The sequence below is a fragment of the Ferrovibrio sp. genome (genome assembly GCF_965278975.1).
Taxonomy (GTDB): domain Bacteria; phylum Pseudomonadota; class Alphaproteobacteria; order Ferrovibrionales; family Ferrovibrionaceae; genus Ferrovibrio.
Window position 1 is genome coordinate 3,174,264 of sequence record NZ_OZ257126.1, and the last position, 16,593, is coordinate 3,190,856.

Genomic DNA, 16,593 nt, shown 5'->3' on the forward strand with positions numbered 1-16,593 from the left:
TTATTTCAGCGCCCGTCAGCGGTTCACGCGCATGATGAAAGCCTCGCCGATCTGGCTCGGGCAGGGCATGAAATACGGCTCGAAAAGCTGCGAAAAGCCTTCTCTGGCGCGGGTATCGATGCACCAGGCCTCGCCGCTGTCGGTGACCACGGCAAGGCCGCCGCGGCGCAATTCGAAATGCTGCGGATTGGCCGCGAACATCTCCGCACTCACACCGCAGGCCACCGCCACCAGGCGCCGGTTGCGTGGGTCCATGGCCAGGCAATAGGCCGGGTTGGCGGCGAAGAAAATCTGATTCCGCTCGCGCACCGTGCGGGTGATGAAGAAGCCCTGGGTCTGGTTGTCGATGCTGAATTCGCAGGGGCTGAGCAGCACATCCGGGCGCAGACGGGTGATGTCGTTGCCGGTCGGCTGCACGGTCAGGCACTGGTTGTTGGCGGTGCTGGCGACGACGGAAAAGCGCTTCAGCGCCGGGGCCTGGCGCGGCAGGAATTCGTTGATGCCGATCTGCGCTTTCGTCGGCGAAGCGCCGAGCAGCAAGCCGGCCAGCATGGCCAGGCAGGCAACAAGCCAGGCGGGCGGCAGGCCGGGCAGGCGGGCAGGGGGGGTGAAGCGCACTCGTTCCTCCGGTCTATCCCCTCCGGTGTAGCGGCTCCCACGCCGCCCCGGCAAGGGTTCATTCTTCCCCAAAGGAACGAGAACAAAACGGGGCAATGACCGGGTGAGCTATCCGGGCCAAGTTTCTGAAATCTTTAGGCCGAATCGCCATCCCAGCCCAATCATTCTCCATTGACGCCCATCCTAGCCCATGCTATCCCATAACATCCCAAATGAGATGGATTTCCTGGCTTTTGGGGTGGGGCAGCGGGCCGTTGCGGCGGCTTTTCGGGGGCATTGTGGAAGTTTTCCTCTCCACATTTCGGAATCGGATCGATGCCAAGGGGCGGATTTCCGTCCCTGCGCCGTTCCGCGCCCTGCTTGGCCGCCAGGGCCCTGAGGGCGGTGTCTATCTCGGTCCCGACTGGGTGGCTGATGCCACCTACGAAGCCCGCGCTCTGGTCGCCGGTGGCAACGAGTATCTCAAGGGCGTGCATGGCCGGATCGCCGCGATGCCGGAATTCTCCGCCGAACGCGCCGACCTCGAAGACACCCTGCTGGCTTCGCTGAGCCTGGCGCAGTTCGATGGCGAAGGCCGCATCGTGCTGCCGCAGGTCTTGCTCGAACATGCCGGCCTGGCCGCGCCGGGCGAGGCGGTGTTCGTTGGCCGTGGCCGCAATTTCCAGCTCTGGGAGCCGAAGGCCTGGGCCGAGCGCGATGCCATCGCCAAGGCGCGGCTCAAGGCGCAACTGAAATCCGGGGCGGTATCGTGAGCGCCGGCAAGATCACCGGCTCAGGCCATGATCCTGCCGCAAAGGCCATGCATCTTCCCGTTCTCTGCGCGGAAGTTGTTGCAGCCTTGGCGCCGCGCGATGGTGAGGTTTTCGTGGATGGTACGTTTGGTGCCGGGGGGTATTCCGGCGCGTTGTTGGCGGCGGCGGATTGCAAGGTCTATGGCATTGACCGCGATTCCACCGTGCAGATGCATGCCGCGCGGCTTGGCGCGGCGCATCCGGGCCGCTTCCGTTTACTGCGCGGCCGTTTCGGCGCCATGGCGGAATTGCTGGCCGATGAAGGCATCGATGGCGTTGATGGCGTAACGCTGGATATCGGCGTTTCCTCGATGCAGCTGGATCAGGCCGAGCGCGGCTTCTCGTTCCAGCAGGATGGCCCGCTGGACATGCGCATGGATGCCACGTCGGGCGAAAGCGCCGCCGATGTGGTGAATGGCCGCGACGAAGCCGAACTGGCCGATATCATCTATCTCTATGGCGAGGAGCATCGCTCGCGCGCCATCGCCCGCGCCATCGTCAAGGCGCGCGTTGAAGCGCCGATCACCCGCACGCTGCAACTCGCCGCCATTGTTGCCCGCGTGGTGCGCGGCAAGCCCGGCCATCATCCGGCCACCCGCACCTTCCAGGCGCTGCGCATCCATGTGAATGACGAACTCGGCGAACTGCGCCGTGGCCTGCTGGCGGCGGAAAAGCTGCTCAAGCCCGATGGCCGCCTCGCCGTGGTGTCGTTCCATTCACTGGAAGATCGCGTGGTGAAGCAGTTCCTCGACCGCCGCGCCGGCAAGGGCGGCGGTACCTCGCGCCACCTGCCGGAAAATCCTGCTGCCGCCCGCGCGCCGTCCTTCGCCCCGATTCACAAGGGCGCGATCACGGCGGGTGAGGCGGAAGCCGACATCAATCCGCGCGCCCGCTCGGCCAAGCTGCGCGCCGCGCGCCGCACTGCGGCTGCCATCTGGCCGGCCGATGACATGCAGGAGGCTGCATGAGCCGCGGTTTTTCCTTCATCGCCCTGCTGCTGCTCGGCGTTGTCGCTTTCGGCTTGTATCAGCTTTCCTATGAAGTGCAGCGCCTGGAAGACGAACTGGTGGAGCTGAACCGCGCCCTGGGCCAGGAACGCGAAACCATCGGTGTGCTGCAGGCCGAATGGAGCTATCTGTCGCGCCCGGAATATCTGCAGGACAAGGCGCAGCGCCTGCTCGATATGAAGTCGGCCACCGCGCGCCAGATCACCCGCATCGAGGATTTGCCCTGGCGCCAGGAGCGCATCGCGCCGCCGACAGCCACGCCTGCGCCGGTGCAGGCGGCGCCAGTACAGCCCGCGCCGCCTGTCGTGGCCGCCGCGCCGGCACCGCAGCCGCAGGTTCAGGCACAGACTCTGGCCGTAGCGCAGCCGGTGGCCGCCAAGCAGGCTGCCGTGCTCGACGACATGGATGGCGATGTGGCCGCCGTGCTCGGCGCCATGCGTGGCGGCAATGAGAAGCCGGCTGGTGACAAGACCGCTGGCGACAAGAAGCGGGGGACACGCTGATGGCGCTGTTCCGCCGCACCCCGAAGCCGCGCCCACCCTGCACGCCCGCCGATATTCCGGGCCGTCCGGCTTTGGTGAAGCTGGAAGGCGAGACCAAGCAGGCGCTGGAAACCGGCCGCTCGCGCCTGGTCATCGGCATTGCGCTGTTCTCGCTGCTGTTCTGCGTGCTGGCTGGCCGCCTGGTATGGCTCACCGCGATCAAGGGCGTGTCGGAACCCGCCGTGACGCGCACCAGCAACCCGGAATTGCTTGCCAAGACCGTGCTGATGGAGCGTCAGCCGGTGGTGGACCGCAACGGCCAGATGCTGGCGACCAATCTCAAGACCGCGTCGTTGTTCGCCGATCCGCGCAAGATCATCAATCCCGACCAGGCGGCGGTGCGGCTGGCCCAGACCCTGCCGGAATTCACTGTCGCCGATCTGCAGAACAAGCTGGCGCCAGGCAAGAGCTTCGTGTGGATCAAGCGTAATCTGACGCCGCGCCAGCAATATGAAGTGAACCGCCTCGGTATTCCGGGCCTGTATTTCCACACCGAGCAGAAGCGCGTCTATCCGCAGGGCAATCTGGCGGTGCATGTGCTCGGCTATACCGATATCGACGGCAAGGGCATTGCCGGCATCGAGCAGCATTTCGACGAATCCCTGCGCGATCCCGCCCGCACCGGGGATCCGCTGGAACTCAGCATCGACATCCGCGTGCAGCACATCGTGCGCGATGAATTGTTCAAGGCGGTGCAGTTCTTTGAAGCCATCGGCGGCGGCGCCATCGTGCTCGATATTCATACCGGCGAGATCGTGTCGCTGGTCAGCCTGCCGGATTTCGACCCGCTCAATCCGGGTGAAGCTTCCAAGGATGCGCGCTTCAACCGCATCACGCTAGGCGTCTACGAAATGGGCTCGACCATGAAGACGCTGAACACCGCCATGGCGCTGGATTATGGCACGGTGAAGCTTTCGGGTGGCTATGACGCCACCAACCCGATCCAGATTTCCCGCTTCCAGATCCGCGACGATCACCCGAAGCGCCGCTGGCTCAGCGTGCCGGAAATCTACATGTACTCGTCGAATATCGGCTCGGCCAAGATGGCGGTGGATGTCGGCCCGAATTTGCAGCGCGAATTCATGGGCAAGATTGGCATGTTGAACAAGGTGGCGCTGGAATTGCCCGAGATCGGCGCGCCGCTGATTCCGCGCAACTGGAAGACCGTCGAAACCATGACCATTGCTTTCGGCCATGGCCTGTCGGTGACGCCGCTGCAACTCGCCACGGCTACCGCCGCGATGATCAATGGCGGCGTGCTGCATCCGCCCACCCTGGTGAAGCGCCCGCCGGGTCTGCCGGTGCCGGGCCGCCAGGTGATCAAGCCGGAAGTATCCGACGTGATGCGCAAGCTGATGCTGCTGGTGGTGGAAGAGGGCACCGGCAAGAAGGCCGATGTGGAAGGCTATCTCGTCGGCGGCAAGACCGGTACTTCGGAAAAGGTCGGCGCGCGCGGCGGCTATAACCGCAAGGCTTTGTTCAACACCTTCGTCGCTGGCTTCCCGATGCACAAGCCGCGTTACCTGGTGCAGGTGATGATGGACGAGCCAAAGCCGCAGAAAGGCACCTACGGCTTTGCCACTGCCGGCTGGACTTCGGCGCCGACCGCTGGCCGCATCATTTCGCGCATCGCACCGCTGCTCGGCGTGCCGCCGGTGGACGAGAACGCGCCCGACCTCAAGCAAGCCATGTATGTGCCGGTTACCGGCGTGCGGACGCAGGAGAAGAAAATTGCGTCTCAATGAGCTTTGCACCGATTTGCGGCTGGACCCGCGGATCGCGGGGCTCGACATCGTCGGCCTCACCGCCGATAGCCGTGCCGTGCGCCCGGGTTTCCTGTTCGCGGCGCTCCAGGGCAGTGCCATGGATGGCCGCCGCTTCATTCCCGATGCCGCCGAGAAGGGCGCCGTGGCGGTGTTGTGCGACAGCGTCGATCCGGCCTATGCCGAGCGTATTCCTTTCATCGCCGACGCCAATCCGCGCCGCCGTCTGGCGCTGATGGCCGCCGCATTCTTCGGCGCCCAGCCGCGCACCATGGTTGCCGTCACCGGCACCAGCGGCAAAACCTCGGTGGCGAATTTCGCGCAGCAGCTTTGGGCTGCCATGGGCGAGCGCGCCGCCAGCCTCGGCACGCTGGGCCTGATCGCGCCGGGCCTGTATGAGAAAGTGCCGAACACCACGCCGGATCCGGTGGAACTGCATCGCCTGCTGCATCGCGTGGCGGAAGCCGGCTGCACCCATCTGGCGCTGGAAGCCTCCAGCCATGGCCTGGACCAGTTCCGCCTTGATGGCGTGAGCATCCGCGCCGCTGCCTTCACCAATCTGAGCCGCGACCATATGGATTACCATCCGACGGTCGAGCATTACTTCGCCGCCAAGCTGCGGCTGTTCAGCGACCTGTTGCCCAGCGATGGCGTTGCGGTGATCGACATGGACGGCGAACATGGCGCTCGTGTCGCGGAAGTTGCCACGGCGCGCGGCCAGCGCCTGATCCGCTATGGCTGGAAGGGCGAGGAACTGCGCCTGCTCGCCAGCCAGCCCCATGCCGGCGGCCTGCGCTTCCGCTTCAAGGCTTTCGGCGCCGAGCATGAAATCGACTGCCCGCTGATCGGCAGCTTCCAGGCCGGCAATCTGCTCGCCGCGCTGGGCCTGGTGATCGGCGCTGGCGCCGATGCGGCCAAGGCGATTGCCGCGCTTGAGAAGATTCAGGGTGTGCCGGGGCGCATGCAGCTTGCCGCGACGCGCAACAATGGCGCTCCTGTGTTCGTTGATTACGCGCATAAGCCCGATGCGCTGGAAACCGCGCTGAAGGCGGCGCGCCCGCATGCCGCCGGCCGGCTGGTGCTGGTGTTCGGCTGTGGCGGCGACCGCGACAAGGGCAAGCGTCCGCTGATGGGCGAGATTGCCGCGCGGCTGGCGGATCGCGTCTATGTCACCGATGACAATCCACGCAGCGAGGAACCGGCTGCGATCCGTGCTGCTGTTCTGGCTGCTTGCCCTGGTGCGGTGGAAATTGGCGACCGCCATGCCGCGATCCGCGCGGCGGTGGCTGAACTGCGCGCGGGTGATCTGCTGCTGCTGGCCGGCAAGGGCCATGAGCTGGGCCAGATCGTGGCTAAGGAAACCCGTCCCTTCGATGATGCCAGGGAAGCCCGTGAAGCCGTGTCTGCGGCTGACGCAGGTTCTTCTTCGGGCATCGAACCATAAGGGAGTAAAGATTAATGGAACCTTTCTCTCTTTGGACTTCTGATGAAGTGGCGCTGGCCGTGAAGGGCCGCACCGAGACGCGCTGGTCGGCCGCCGGCATTTCCATCGACAGCCGCAGCGTTGCTTTCGGTGATCTGTTCGTGGCGCTGAAGGGGCCAAATTTCGATGGCCATGGCTTTGTCGCGGATGCGCTGGCCAAGGGCGCCGCGGCCGCCATCGTCGATTGCATCCCGGAAGGCCTGCCGCCGGGCGCCAATCTGCTGCTGGTGCGCGATACCTTCCAGGCGCTGAACGATCTGGGTGCTGCCGCGCGTCAGCGCTGCGGCGCCCGCGTGGTTGGCGTGACGGGCAGCGTCGGCAAGACCTCGACCAAGGAAATGCTGCGCCAGATTCTTGCAGCACAAGCCCCGACTCATGCTTCGCTCGGCAATCTCAACAATCACTGGGGGGTGCCGCTGACGCTGGCGCGCATGCCGGTGGATAGCCACTACGCCGTGATCGAGATGGGCATGAACCATGCCGACGAAATCCGCCCACTCTCCAAGCTGGCGCGGCCGCATGTGGCGGTGATCACCACCGTGGAAGCGGTGCATCTGGAATTCTTCGACAGCGTCGCCGGTATTGCCGATGCCAAGGCGGAGATCGTGGAAGGCCTGGAGCCTGGCGGCATCGCCGTGCTGAATCGCGATAATCCCTATTACGAGCGCCTGGCCGCTGCTGCCGCCAAGCATGGCGCCGATGTGGTCAGTTTCGGCGAACATGCGGAAGCGCAGTCGCGCCTGATCAAGTATGCCGCGCATCCGAATTGCTCCTGCGTGGCCGCCGAAGTGCTGGGCCAGGCGATCACCTACAAGATCGGCGTGCCGGGCCGCCATTGGGTGCTGAATTCGCTGGCCGTGCTAGCCGCCGCGCAGGTGCTGGGCGCCGATCTGGCCCAGGCCGGCCTGGCTTTGGCCAGCATCACCGCGCCGAAGGGCCGTGGCGAGCGCCATCTGCGCGACTGGCGCGACGGCCAGATCGAAATCATCGACGACAGCTACAATGCCAGCCCGGCCAGCATGCGCGCGGCCTTCACCGTGCTGGCGATGGCCAAGCCGTCATCCTCGCGCGGCCGCCGCATCGCGGTGCTGGGTGACATGCTGGAACTCGGGCCGGAAGCACCGGCGGCGCATAGCGGCCTGGCCGAAGCGCTGCAGCAAAGCAGCATCGATCTGGTGTTCACGGCGGGGCCGATGATGCAGGGCCTGCATGAGGCGCTGCCGGTCAAGCTGCGCGGTGTGCATGCGGCGAATTCGGAAGCCTTGATCGATGGTCTGCGCGGTGCCATCCGCGCCGGCGATGTGCTGCTGGTGAAAGGCTCGCTCGGCAGCCGCATGGGCCGGGTGGTGGAAAATCTGTTGACGGCTGCGCCGGCGCCTCGCGCTGCCAGCGGCTGGTAACGAAGGAAAGTTTCAGGATGCTGTATCATCTGCTCTACCCGTTGGCGGACGAATTCACCCCGTTCAACCTGTTCCGCTACATCACCTTCCGCACCGGCGGCGCGATCATGACCGCCATGATCCTGAGCTTCGTGATCGGCGAACCGCTGATCAACTGGCTGCGCGCCAAGCAGGGCAAGGGCCAGCCGATCCGCGATGACGGCCCGGAAAGCCACCTGCTGACCAAGCGCGGCACGCCGACCATGGGCGGCTTCCTGATCCTGATCGGCATGGGTACCGGCACGCTGCTTTGGGCTGATCTGACCAACCGCTATGTTTGGGCCGTGCTGATCGTCACTTTCGGTTTCGGGTTGATCGGCTTCGCCGACGATTACCTCAAGGTGACCAAGCAGAATCCGAAAGGCGTGCCGGGCAAGCTGAAACTGCTTGCCACCATCGCCATCAGTGCTGCCGTGGCCTACTGGATCAGCACCATCATGTCGGCGCCGCTGAATGCCAGCCTTGCCGTGCCGTTCTTCAAGGATGTGCTGCTGAATTTCGGCATCTTCATGCTGCCTTTCGCGGTGTTCGTGATCGTCGGCGCTTCCAACGCGGTGAACCTCACCGACGGCCTGGATGGCCTCGCCATCGTGCCGGTGATGATTGCGGCGGCCAGCTTCGGCCTGATCGCCTATCTGGTCGGCAACACCGTGTTCGCCAATTATCTGCAGATTCATTATGTGCCCGGTGCCGGTGAACTCGCCGTGCTGTGCGGCGCCCTGGTCGGCGCCGGCATCGGCTTCCTGTGGTTCAACGCGCCGCCGGCCATGGTGTTCATGGGCGACACCGGCTCGCTCTCCCTGGGCGGCGCGCTCGGCACCATCAGCGTGATCACCAAGCATGAACTGGTGCTGGCGATCATCGGCGGCCTGTTCGTGCTCGAAACCGTGTCGGTGATGGTGCAGGTGGCTTCCTTCAAGCTCACCGGCAAGCGCGTCTTCCGCATGGCGCCGCTGCACCATCATTTCGAGAAGAAGGGCTGGAAGGAACCCACCGTTGTGATCCGCTTCTGGATCATTGCCGTGATCCTGGCCTTGGCTGGCCTTTCCACCCTGAAGCTGCGGTGAGGCGCTGAGCATGATCGCACTTGAGCATAGCAAAGGCAGCAGTCACGCCGTGTTCGGCCTCGCGCGCAGCGGGCTGGCCACGGCGCGCGCGCTTGTTGCCGGCGGTGCCGAAGTGCGGCTGTGGGATGATAACGAAGCCTCGCGCCTTGCCGCCGAGCAGGCCGGTTTCAAGACCGTGCCACTGAATGACGCGACGCTTACCGGCTGCACTGCCCTGGTGCTGGCGCCTGGCGTGCCGCTGACCCATCCGGTGCCGCATGATTGCGTGGCGGCGGCCCAGCGCGTCGGCGTGCCGGTGATCGGCGATGTCGAATTGCTGCTGCGTGAAACCAGGTCCGCCAAGGAGTCAATTGGTGTCTATGGCGTCACCGGCACCAACGGCAAATCCACCACCACTGCCATGCTCGGTCATGTGCTGAAGGCGGCGGGCCGCAGCATCGCCATCGGCGGCAATATCGGCGTGCCGGTGCTGGATCTTGAGCGCCTGGGCGAAGATGGCGCCTATCTGCTGGAGATGTCGTCATTCCAGATCGACCTGACGCCGGGCTGGCAGGCGCGCATCGCCGTGCTGCTCAACATCACGCCGGATCACCTCGACCGCCACGGCACGATGGAGAATTACGCCGCCATCAAGGCGCGCATCTTCCAGGGCCAGGCCGAAGGCGATACGGCAGTGATCGGCATCGACGACGATTATTGCCATGCCATCTATGCCGAACTGGTCGCCGAGCAATCCGGCCGCGTCATCTGCGCCATCTCGGCCGAGCAGGTCCTTGAAGATGGCATTTCGGCGGTGAATGGCGTGCTCTACGAACGCGGCGCCAAAGTGGCGGACCTGTCGCGCTTCCCGGCTCTGCCCGGCAAGCATAACGGGCAGAATATCGCCGCCGTATTCGCCGCCGCGCGTGCCGCCGGGCTGGAAGCGGAAGCGATTCTCGCGGCCATCGAAAGTTTTCCCGGCCTGAAGCATCGCCTGCAGCAGGTCGGCAGCATCGACGGCATCGCCTGCATCAACGACAGCAAGGCGACCAACGCCGAAGCCGCCGAGAAGGCGCTGGCCTGCTTCGATACGATCTACTGGATTGCCGGCGGCAAGGCCAAGGAAGGCGGCATCGCCGCGCTGAAGCCGCTATTCCCGCGTATCCGCCATGCCTTCCTGATCGGCCATGCCGCGAACGATTTCGCCGCCACCCTGGGCAAGGATGTGCCGCACAGCCTCAGCGGCAGCCTGGAGCCGGCGATTGATCAGGCGCTGGCCCTGGCGCGGCGCGAGAAGCTGGCCAATGCCGTGCTGCTGCTGTCGCCGGCCTGCGCCTCTTACGACCAGTTCAAGAGCTTCGAGCATCGCGGCGATGAATTCATCCGCCTGATCCGCGAGCGCCAGGCGAAGGGAGCCGCCGCATGATCACCCTGTCGCGCACCGATACCTCGATTGTCGGCCGCTGGTGGTGGACTGTCGACCGCTGGCTGCTGATGTCGGTGATGGTGCTGGTGATCGTCGGCTGCGTGCTCACGCTGGCTGCCTCGCCGGCGGTGGCGAACCGCATCGGCCTGTCCAGCTTCCATTTCGTGCAGCGCCAGTTGATCTTCCTGATCCCGGCCCTGCTGATCATGCTGGCCACGTCGCTGCTCTCGCCGCTGGGCGTGCGCCGCATCGCCACGCTGGTCTTCATTGGCGCGCTGGTCGGCATGTTCCTTACTTTCGTGATCGGCATGGAAGTGAAGGGCGCGCATCGCTGGATCTACTTCGCCGGTGTGTCGTTGCAGCCCTCCGAATTCGTCAAGCCGACCTTTGCCGTGGTCTCGGCTTGGTTGTTCGCCGAATGGCGGCGCGGCAATGGCTTCCCCGGCTGGGCAATCAGCGCCGGCCTCTGCGCCGTTGTGCTCGGCACGCTGCTGTTGCAGCCCGATCTTGGCATGGCAGTGGTGGTGGCTTCCGTCTGGGCGGCGCAGTTTTTCATCGCCGGCCTGCCGATGCTGCTGGTGATCGTGCTGGCCGGCCTGGGGGCCGCCGGCATCTTCGGTGCCTATTCGCTGCTGCCGCATGTGGCGGCGCGCATCGACAAGTTCCTCGATCCCTCGGGCAAGGAGAACTACCAGATCGAGCGTGCCATGGAGGCATTCTCCACTGGCGGCCTGCTCGGGCGCGGTCCGGGCGAGGGCGCGGTGAAGAATGTGCTGCCCGATGCCCATACCGATTTCATCTTCGCCGTTGCCGGCGAGGAATTCGGCCTGTTCGCCTGCCTGTTCATCCTCGCCGTATTCGCCTTCATCGTGCTGCGCTGCTTTGGCCGTCTGATGACCGAGAACAATCTGTTCGTGCTGCTCGCCGCCGCTGGCCTCACCACGCAGTTCGGCCTGCAGGCGGTGATCAATATCGGCGTCAACCTGCATCTGCTGCCGACCAAGGGCATGACCCTGCCGTTCATCTCCTACGGCGGTTCCTCGCTGCTGGCTCTGGCTTTCGCCATGGGCATGCTGCTGGCGCTGACCCGCTGGCGGCCTGAGCACGGAATGGCGCGATGAGCGGCATGACCACCACAACGGGGATGGCGCGATGAAGGCCGGCCCGATCTATCTCGCAGCCGGCGGCACCGGCGGCCATGTCTTCCCGGCGGAAGCGCTGGCGGTGGAACTCACCGGCCGTGGCCACAAGGTGGCTTTCGTCACCGATCCGCGCGGCAGCGGTTTCGGCAAAGGCATGGCGAATGTGCCGCTCTACCGCGTGTCATCGGCCACGCCCACCGGCAAGGGCCTGATCGGCAAGGCGCTGGCCGCTATCGCCATCGGCCGTGGCGTGCTGGAAGGGCGCAAGCTGATCCAGCATCTGCCGCCGATTGCGGCAGTCGGCTTCGGCGGCTATCCGTCGCTGCCGCTGATGCTGGCGGCGGCACAGCTTCGTGTCCCGACGCTGCTGCATGAACAGAATGCGGTGCTCGGTCGTGTCAACCGCCTGCTGGCCAAGCGCGCCGGGATGATCGCGCTGTCTTTCGAGAATACCCACCTGCTGCCGCTGAGCGCGATGACCCAGGTGACCGGCAATCCGCTGCGCCCGGCGATCCTGGAAGCCACCGCCGTGCCGTATCAGGCGCCGACTGAGGAAATCCGCCTGCTGGTGCTGGGCGGCAGCCAGGGTGCGCGCGTCTTCTCCGATGTGGTGCCGGCGGCGCTGGCGGCATTGCCGGAGGAACTGCGCAGCCGCCTGCGCGTGACGCAGCAATGCCGCGCCGAGGATCTCGACCGCGTACGCGCGCTCTATGCCGAGGCCGGCATTGAAGCCGAAACGAATAATTTCTTCGCCGATGTGGCGCACCGCATCGCTGATACGCATCTGCTGATCAGCCGCTCCGGCGCTTCCAGCACCGCCGAGATTGCCGCCATCGGGCGTCCGGCCCTGCTGGTGCCCTATGCCCATGCCACCGATGACCACCAGACCGCCAATGCGGAAGCCCTGGTGCGGGCCGGCGGCGCGGTTCGTATCAGCCAGAATGATTTCACCGCCGAACGCGCCGCCCGCGAATTGACTGCCCTGCTTGGCAACGGCCCCGGCCTGGTCGCCATGGCGGCGGCGGCGAAATCACAAGGGCGGCCCGATGCCACCATGGCTTTGGCCGATCTGGTCGAGCGCGTGGCGGCGAATTCCAATCAGTCCAGCGTAGCCAGGAGCGTGGCATGAGGGCGTTGCCTCTCGATATCGGCATCATCCATTTCGTCGGCATCGGCGGCATCGGCATGTCGGGCATTGCCGAGGTGATGCACAATCTCGGCTACACGGTGCAGGGCTCCGATATTTCGGCGAACTACAACGTCAAGCGCCTGCGCGATCTCGGCATCAAGGTGTTCGAGGGCCATGCGGCGGCGAATGTCGCTGAAGCCGAAGTGCTGGTGATCTCCTCTGCGGTGAAGGCGGATAACCCGGAAGTGAAGGCAGCGCGCGCGCGCCTGATCCCGGTGGTGCGCCGCGCCGAGATGCTGGGCGAACTAATGCGCCTGAAATGGGCCATCGCTATTGCCGGCACCCATGGCAAGACCACCACCACTTCCATGGTGGCGGCTCTGCTGGAAGCGGCACAGCTTGATCCCACGGTGATCAACGGCGGCATCATCAATGCCTATGGCACCAATGCGCGCCTGGGCGCGGGCGAGTGGATGGTGGTGGAAGCCGACGAGAGCGACGGCACGTTCCTCAAGCTGCCCGCCACCATCGCGGTGGTGACCAATATTGATCCCGAGCATCTGGATCATTACGGCACGTTTGATCGCGTGCGCGACGGCTTCAAGCAGTTCGTCGAAAGCCTGCCGTTCTATGGCTTTGCCGCGCTCTGCATCGATCACCCGGAAGTGCAGGCGATGATCGGCCGCATCACGGATCGCCGCGTGGTGTCTTATGGTTTCTCGCCGCAAGCCGATGTGCGGGCGGTGAATTTGAGCTTCGATGCCACGGGCGCGCATTACGACATCCAGTTTACCAATCGTGTTGATGGCACCATCGACACGGTTACCGGCGTGATGCTGCCGATGTATGGCAAGCATAATGTGCAGAATTCCCTGGTGGTGGCGGTGATTGCCCGCGAGATGGGCTTCGACCCGGAAGTGATCCGCCGCGCGCTGGGCGGCTTCAAGGGCGTGAAGCGCCGCTTCACCCGCACCGGAGAAGCCGGCGGCATCGCGGTGATCGATGATTACGGCCATCATCCGGTGGAGATTTCCGCCGTGCTGGCCGCCGCGCGCCAAGCCACAGCCGGCATGGCGAATGCCAAGGTGATCGCCGTGGTGCAGCCGCATCGCTATACCCGCTTGCGTGATCTGTTCGAGGATTTCTGCACCTGCTTCAACGATGCCGACACGGTGATCGTCGCCGATGTCTATGCCGCCGGCGAGGCGCCGATCGAGGGCGTGAGCCGCGATGCCCTGGTGGAGGGTCTGCGCGCGCGCGGCCACCGCAAGGTGATGGCGCTGGATGCGCCCGAGCATCTGGCGCCGCTGGTGCTGCGCGAAGCTACCGCCGGCGACATGGTGGTCTGCCTCGGTGCCGGCAATATCACCACCTGGGCCAATGCCCTGCCGGCTGAATTGCAGAAACTGATGGGGGCGGCATGATGGCGGCCCGGCGCATGGATGCGGAAGGCTTGATCGCGCGGCTGCCCGCCACGCGCGGCAGCTACACCGCGCGTGCGCCGCTTTCCGGCCTCACCTGGTTCCGTGTCGGCGGCCTGGCCGAAGTGTTGTTCCGTCCCGCCGATCTGGATGATCTTGCGGCTTTCCTGGTCGCCAAGCCCGATGACGTGCCGGTAACGGTGATCGGCGTCGGCTCCAATCTGCTGGTGCGCGATGGCGGCCTGCCGGGTGTCACCATTCGGCTCGGCAAGGGCTTTTCCGATATCCGCGTTGATGGCGATGTGATCGAGGCCGGTGCTGGCGCTTCCGATGTGCGCGTGTCGCTGGTGGCGCAGGAAGCTGGCCTCGCCGGTGTGGAATTTCTGCGCGGTATCCCCGGCACCATCGGCGGCGGTTTGCGCATGAATGCAGGGGCCTATGGTGCCGAGATGCGCGATGTGGTGCTGGAAGCCAGCGCCATCGATCCGCAGGGCCGCATCCATCGCCTGCTGCCCGACGACCTGAAATTCGGCTATCGCCATTGCGGCGTGCCGGCGGATTGGATTTTCCTTTCTGCTCGCTTGCAGGCCCGCCCAGGCGACCGCGCCGCGATTGCCGCGCGCATGGCGGAAATCCAGACCTCGCGCGAGACCACGCAGCCGATCAAGACCGCCACCGGCGGCTCGACCTTCGCCAATCCGCCGGGTGCGAAAGCCTGGGAACTGATCGACGCCGCCGGCTGCCGTGGCCTGGTGGTGGGCGATGCCCAGGTGAGCGAACAGCATTGCAATTTCCTGATCAATCGCGGCGCGGCAACGGCCGCCGATCTGGAGACGCTGGGCGAGACCGTGCGCCGGCGCGTGAAACAGCACAGCGGTATCGAGCTGCATTGGGAAATCCGCCGCGTCGGCCTGCCGCTGGCGGCGAATCAGGATGAGGAGACCACGCCATGAGCAAGCATGTTGCCGTGCTGATGGGTGGCTGGTCATCGGAGCGCGAGGTGTCGCTCACCTCTGGCCGCGCCTGTGTGAAGGCGCTGCAGGACGAGGGCTATCGCGTCACGCCGATCGATGTCGGCCGCGATCTCGCCGAGCAGCTGGTGCGCGTGAAGCCGGATGTGGCCTTCAATGCGCTGCATGGTCCGTATGGCGAAGATGGTACGGTGCAGGGCCTGCTTGAGATGATCGGTATTCCCTATACCCATTCCGGTGTGCTGGCTTCGGCGCTGGCGATGAGCAAGCCGATGGCCAAGGCGGTATGGGCCGGCCATGGTCTGCCGTTGGCGGAAGGCAAGGTGGTGCATCGCTCGGCCTTCGCCGCCGGTCCGGTGATGCCGCACCCCTATGTGATCAAGCCGCTCAACGAAGGTTCCTCGGTGGGCGTGCATATCGTTTTCGCCGGCGACAATTACCAGCCGCAGGACGATGCCTCCTGGCGCTTCGGCGAGACCGTGCTGGTGGAGCGCTATATCGCCGGCCGCGAGATTCAGGTGGCGGTGATGGGCAACCGCGTGCTGGGCGGCATCGAAATCCAGGCCCATGGCCGCTTCTACGATTACGAAGCCAAGTATACCGATGGCAAGGCGACGCATCTGATGCCGGCGCCGATCCACAAGGATGCCTATGAGCAGGTCTGTGCGCTGACGCTGGAAGCGCATCTCGCGCTCGGCTGCCGTGGCGTGACTCGCGCCGACTGGCGCTACGACGACACCGCCGGCGAGCCGGGCAAGTTCTACCTGCTGGAGATCAACACCCAGCCGGGCATGACGCCGCTGTCGCTGGTGCCGGAAATCGCCGCTCATGCCGGCATCGGTTTCGGCGCCCTGGTGCGCTGGATGGTGGAGGACGCCTCATGCGATCGCTAGTCGTTCTGGCCGATGACCGCCCCTGCGCACCCTGCGCTCCGCTGCCCCCGCCGCAGCGCCCGAAGGGTTATTGCCGGCCGCTGCCGCCGGCGCGCAAGAAGCCGAAAAGCGTGCTGTGGCGCCGTGTGCGCTGGGTGCTGGTGTTGACCCTGCTGTTGGGCCTTGGCGGCGGCGGTGCCTATACCTGGCTGCGCACCGACTGGCCGGACCGCATCCGCAATGAAGTGCAGCTTGCCATCGGCGAGGCCGGTGCGCTGGTGGATCTGCGGGTCGGCGATATCAGCGTGACCGGCCGCGAGCATACGCCGCCCGATGCGCTGCTGGCCGCAGTTGAAATCGAGCGCGGCGATCCGATCCTGGCCGTCGACCTGGATGCCGTGCGCAAGCGCGTCGAGGGTCTGGGCTGGGTGAAAAACGCCGCCGTGTGGCGCCAGCTGCCCGATACGCTGCATATCGAAATCGTGGAGCGCGAGCCTTTCGCGCGCTGGCAGATCGATCATCAGGTGCGCCTGATCGACCGCGATGGCCGCGTGCTGGATGACGATGACCGCATCGAATTCGCGCATCTGCTGCGCCTGGTCGGCCCCGGCGCCTCGGATCAGGCCGCGGCCCTGATCGCGATGCTGGAATCCGAGCCGGTGCTGGGCCGCCGCGTGGTCAATGCCATCCGCGTGCGCGAGCGCCGCTGGGATATCGAATTCGACAACGGTGTGATCGCCAAGCTGCCGGAGGAGACTCCGGAACTGGCCTGGCGCCGCCTGATCGAACTGGAACAGCGCCACGGCCTGCTGCGGCGCGATTTGGAAAGCGTGGACCTGCGCCTCGACGACCGGCTTATCGTCAAGCTGATGCCGGAAGCGGTGCCGCCCACGACCAGCACGCCGGCCAAGAAGCCGGCGGCGAAACGGACATAAGAAGGGGA

Annotated in this window: 15 protein-coding genes; 14 read left to right on the forward strand and 1 reads right to left on the reverse strand. The window is 65.4% G+C overall.

Features of this window, described 5'->3' with window-relative positions:
• Nucleotides 1–15: 15 nt before the first annotated feature.
• Entirely contained in the window at nucleotides 16–618 is a 603-nt protein-coding gene (locus ACQY7X_RS15075; RefSeq protein WP_428246236.1) for a hypothetical protein, read from the reverse strand.
• A 278-nt stretch (nucleotides 619–896) separates the two neighbouring features.
• Here ACQY7X_RS15075 and ACQY7X_RS15080 point away from each other — a divergent pair, with 278 nt between their 5' ends.
• Genes ACQY7X_RS15080 through ACQY7X_RS15145 form a run of 14 tightly spaced genes read left to right on the forward strand, consistent with a single transcriptional unit; the run spans nucleotide 897 to nucleotide 16,585 of the window.
• Nucleotides 897–1,370, forward strand: a complete 474-nt coding sequence (locus tag ACQY7X_RS15080; protein ID WP_428246237.1) for a division/cell wall cluster transcriptional repressor MraZ — start codon at nucleotides 897–899, stop codon at nucleotides 1,368–1,370.
• 47 nt (nucleotides 1,371–1,417) lie between these two features.
• On the forward strand, nucleotides 1,418–2,377 hold the full coding sequence (gene rsmH, locus ACQY7X_RS15085) for a 16S rRNA (cytosine(1402)-N(4))-methyltransferase RsmH (protein ID WP_428250066.1): 960 nt from the start codon (nucleotides 1,418–1,420) through the stop codon (nucleotides 2,375–2,377).
• Nucleotides 2,374–2,919, forward strand: coding sequence for a cell division protein FtsL (gene ftsL, locus ACQY7X_RS15090; RefSeq protein ID WP_428246238.1), 546 nt, complete (start codon nucleotides 2,374–2,376; stop codon nucleotides 2,917–2,919). The genes rsmH and ftsL overlap by 4 nt, the downstream gene beginning before the upstream one ends.
• A complete protein-coding gene (locus ACQY7X_RS15095; RefSeq protein WP_428246239.1) occupies nucleotides 2,919–4,703 on the forward strand; it encodes a peptidoglycan D,D-transpeptidase FtsI family protein in 1,785 nt (594 codons plus the stop codon). The genes ftsL and ACQY7X_RS15095 overlap by 1 nt, the downstream gene beginning before the upstream one ends.
• Nucleotides 4,690–6,165, forward strand: a complete 1,476-nt coding sequence (locus ACQY7X_RS15100; protein ID WP_428246240.1) for a UDP-N-acetylmuramoyl-L-alanyl-D-glutamate--2,6-diaminopimelate ligase — start codon at nucleotides 4,690–4,692, stop codon at nucleotides 6,163–6,165. Before ACQY7X_RS15095 ends, ACQY7X_RS15100 begins: the two co-directional genes overlap by 14 nt.
• Nucleotides 6,166–6,179: 14 nt before the next feature.
• Nucleotides 6,180–7,604 carry a UDP-N-acetylmuramoylalanyl-D-glutamyl-2,6-diaminopimelate--D-alanyl-D-alanine ligase gene (locus ACQY7X_RS15105; protein WP_428246241.1) on the forward strand — a complete coding sequence of 475 codons (1,425 nt, stop codon included), beginning with the start codon at nucleotides 6,180–6,182 and terminating at the stop codon, nucleotides 7,602–7,604.
• A gap of 17 nt (nucleotides 7,605–7,621) precedes the next feature.
• Complete coding sequence (gene mraY, locus ACQY7X_RS15110; protein ID WP_428246242.1) at nucleotides 7,622–8,710, forward strand: phospho-N-acetylmuramoyl-pentapeptide-transferase; 1,089 nt, start codon at nucleotides 7,622–7,624, stop codon at nucleotides 8,708–8,710.
• Nucleotides 8,711–8,720: 10 nt separating this feature from the next.
• Nucleotides 8,721–10,115: a UDP-N-acetylmuramoyl-L-alanine--D-glutamate ligase gene (gene murD / locus ACQY7X_RS15115; RefSeq protein ID WP_428246243.1), complete on the forward strand. Its 1,395-nt coding sequence runs from the start codon at nucleotides 8,721–8,723 to the stop codon at nucleotides 10,113–10,115.
• Nucleotides 10,112–11,236 (forward strand): FtsW/RodA/SpoVE family cell cycle protein, encoded by a 1,125-nt coding sequence (locus ACQY7X_RS15120; RefSeq protein ID WP_428246244.1) that lies wholly within the window; start codon nucleotides 10,112–10,114, stop codon nucleotides 11,234–11,236. Before murD ends, ACQY7X_RS15120 begins: the two co-directional genes overlap by 4 nt.
• A gap of 31 nt (nucleotides 11,237–11,267) precedes the next feature.
• Complete coding sequence (gene murG / locus ACQY7X_RS15125; RefSeq protein ID WP_428246245.1) at nucleotides 11,268–12,386, forward strand: undecaprenyldiphospho-muramoylpentapeptide beta-N-acetylglucosaminyltransferase; 1,119 nt, start codon at nucleotides 11,268–11,270, stop codon at nucleotides 12,384–12,386.
• Complete coding sequence (gene murC / locus ACQY7X_RS15130; RefSeq protein ID WP_428246246.1) at nucleotides 12,383–13,810, forward strand: UDP-N-acetylmuramate--L-alanine ligase; 1,428 nt, start codon at nucleotides 12,383–12,385, stop codon at nucleotides 13,808–13,810. Before murG ends, murC begins: the two co-directional genes overlap by 4 nt.
• Complete coding sequence (gene murB / locus ACQY7X_RS15135; protein ID WP_428246247.1) at nucleotides 13,807–14,760, forward strand: UDP-N-acetylmuramate dehydrogenase; 954 nt, start codon at nucleotides 13,807–13,809, stop codon at nucleotides 14,758–14,760. Before murC ends, murB begins: the two co-directional genes overlap by 4 nt.
• Nucleotides 14,757–15,671, forward strand: a complete 915-nt coding sequence (locus ACQY7X_RS15140) for a D-alanine--D-alanine ligase (RefSeq protein ID WP_428246248.1) — start codon at nucleotides 14,757–14,759, stop codon at nucleotides 15,669–15,671. The genes murB and ACQY7X_RS15140 overlap by 4 nt, the downstream gene beginning before the upstream one ends.
• Nucleotides 15,659–16,585: a cell division protein FtsQ/DivIB gene (locus tag ACQY7X_RS15145; RefSeq protein WP_428246249.1), complete on the forward strand. Its 927-nt coding sequence runs from the start codon at nucleotides 15,659–15,661 to the stop codon at nucleotides 16,583–16,585. Before ACQY7X_RS15140 ends, ACQY7X_RS15145 begins: the two co-directional genes overlap by 13 nt.
• Nucleotides 16,586–16,593 lie beyond the last annotated feature (8 nt).

What these genes read in the sequence shown, in the direction of transcription:
- mraY (WP_428246242.1), top strand. Translation starts at nt 7,622, where the DNA reads ATGCTGTATCATCTGCTCTACCCGTTGGCGGACGAATTCACCCCGTTC.
- murD (WP_428246243.1), top strand. Translation starts at nt 8,721, where the DNA reads ATGATCGCACTTGAGCATAGCAAAGGCAGCAGTCACGCCGTGTTCGGC.
- murG (WP_428246245.1), top strand. Translation starts at nt 11,268, where the DNA reads ATGAAGGCCGGCCCGATCTATCTCGCAGCCGGCGGCACCGGCGGCCAT.
- murC (WP_428246246.1), top strand. Translation starts at nt 12,383, where the DNA reads ATGAGGGCGTTGCCTCTCGATATCGGCATCATCCATTTCGTCGGCATC.
- ACQY7X_RS15105 (WP_428246241.1), top strand. Translation starts at nt 6,180, where the DNA reads ATGGAACCTTTCTCTCTTTGGACTTCTGATGAAGTGGCGCTGGCCGTG.
- ftsL (WP_428246238.1), top strand. Translation starts at nt 2,374, where the DNA reads ATGAGCCGCGGTTTTTCCTTCATCGCCCTGCTGCTGCTCGGCGTTGTC.
- ACQY7X_RS15120 (WP_428246244.1), top strand. Translation starts at nt 10,112, where the DNA reads ATGATCACCCTGTCGCGCACCGATACCTCGATTGTCGGCCGCTGGTGG.
- ACQY7X_RS15140 (WP_428246248.1), top strand. Translation starts at nt 14,757, where the DNA reads ATGAGCAAGCATGTTGCCGTGCTGATGGGTGGCTGGTCATCGGAGCGC.
- ACQY7X_RS15145 (WP_428246249.1), top strand. Translation starts at nt 15,659, where the DNA reads ATGCGATCGCTAGTCGTTCTGGCCGATGACCGCCCCTGCGCACCCTGC.
- murB (WP_428246247.1), top strand. Translation starts at nt 13,807, where the DNA reads ATGATGGCGGCCCGGCGCATGGATGCGGAAGGCTTGATCGCGCGGCTG.
- rsmH (WP_428250066.1), top strand. Translation starts at nt 1,418, where the DNA reads ATGCATCTTCCCGTTCTCTGCGCGGAAGTTGTTGCAGCCTTGGCGCCG.
- ACQY7X_RS15095 (WP_428246239.1), top strand. Translation starts at nt 2,919, where the DNA reads ATGGCGCTGTTCCGCCGCACCCCGAAGCCGCGCCCACCCTGCACGCCC.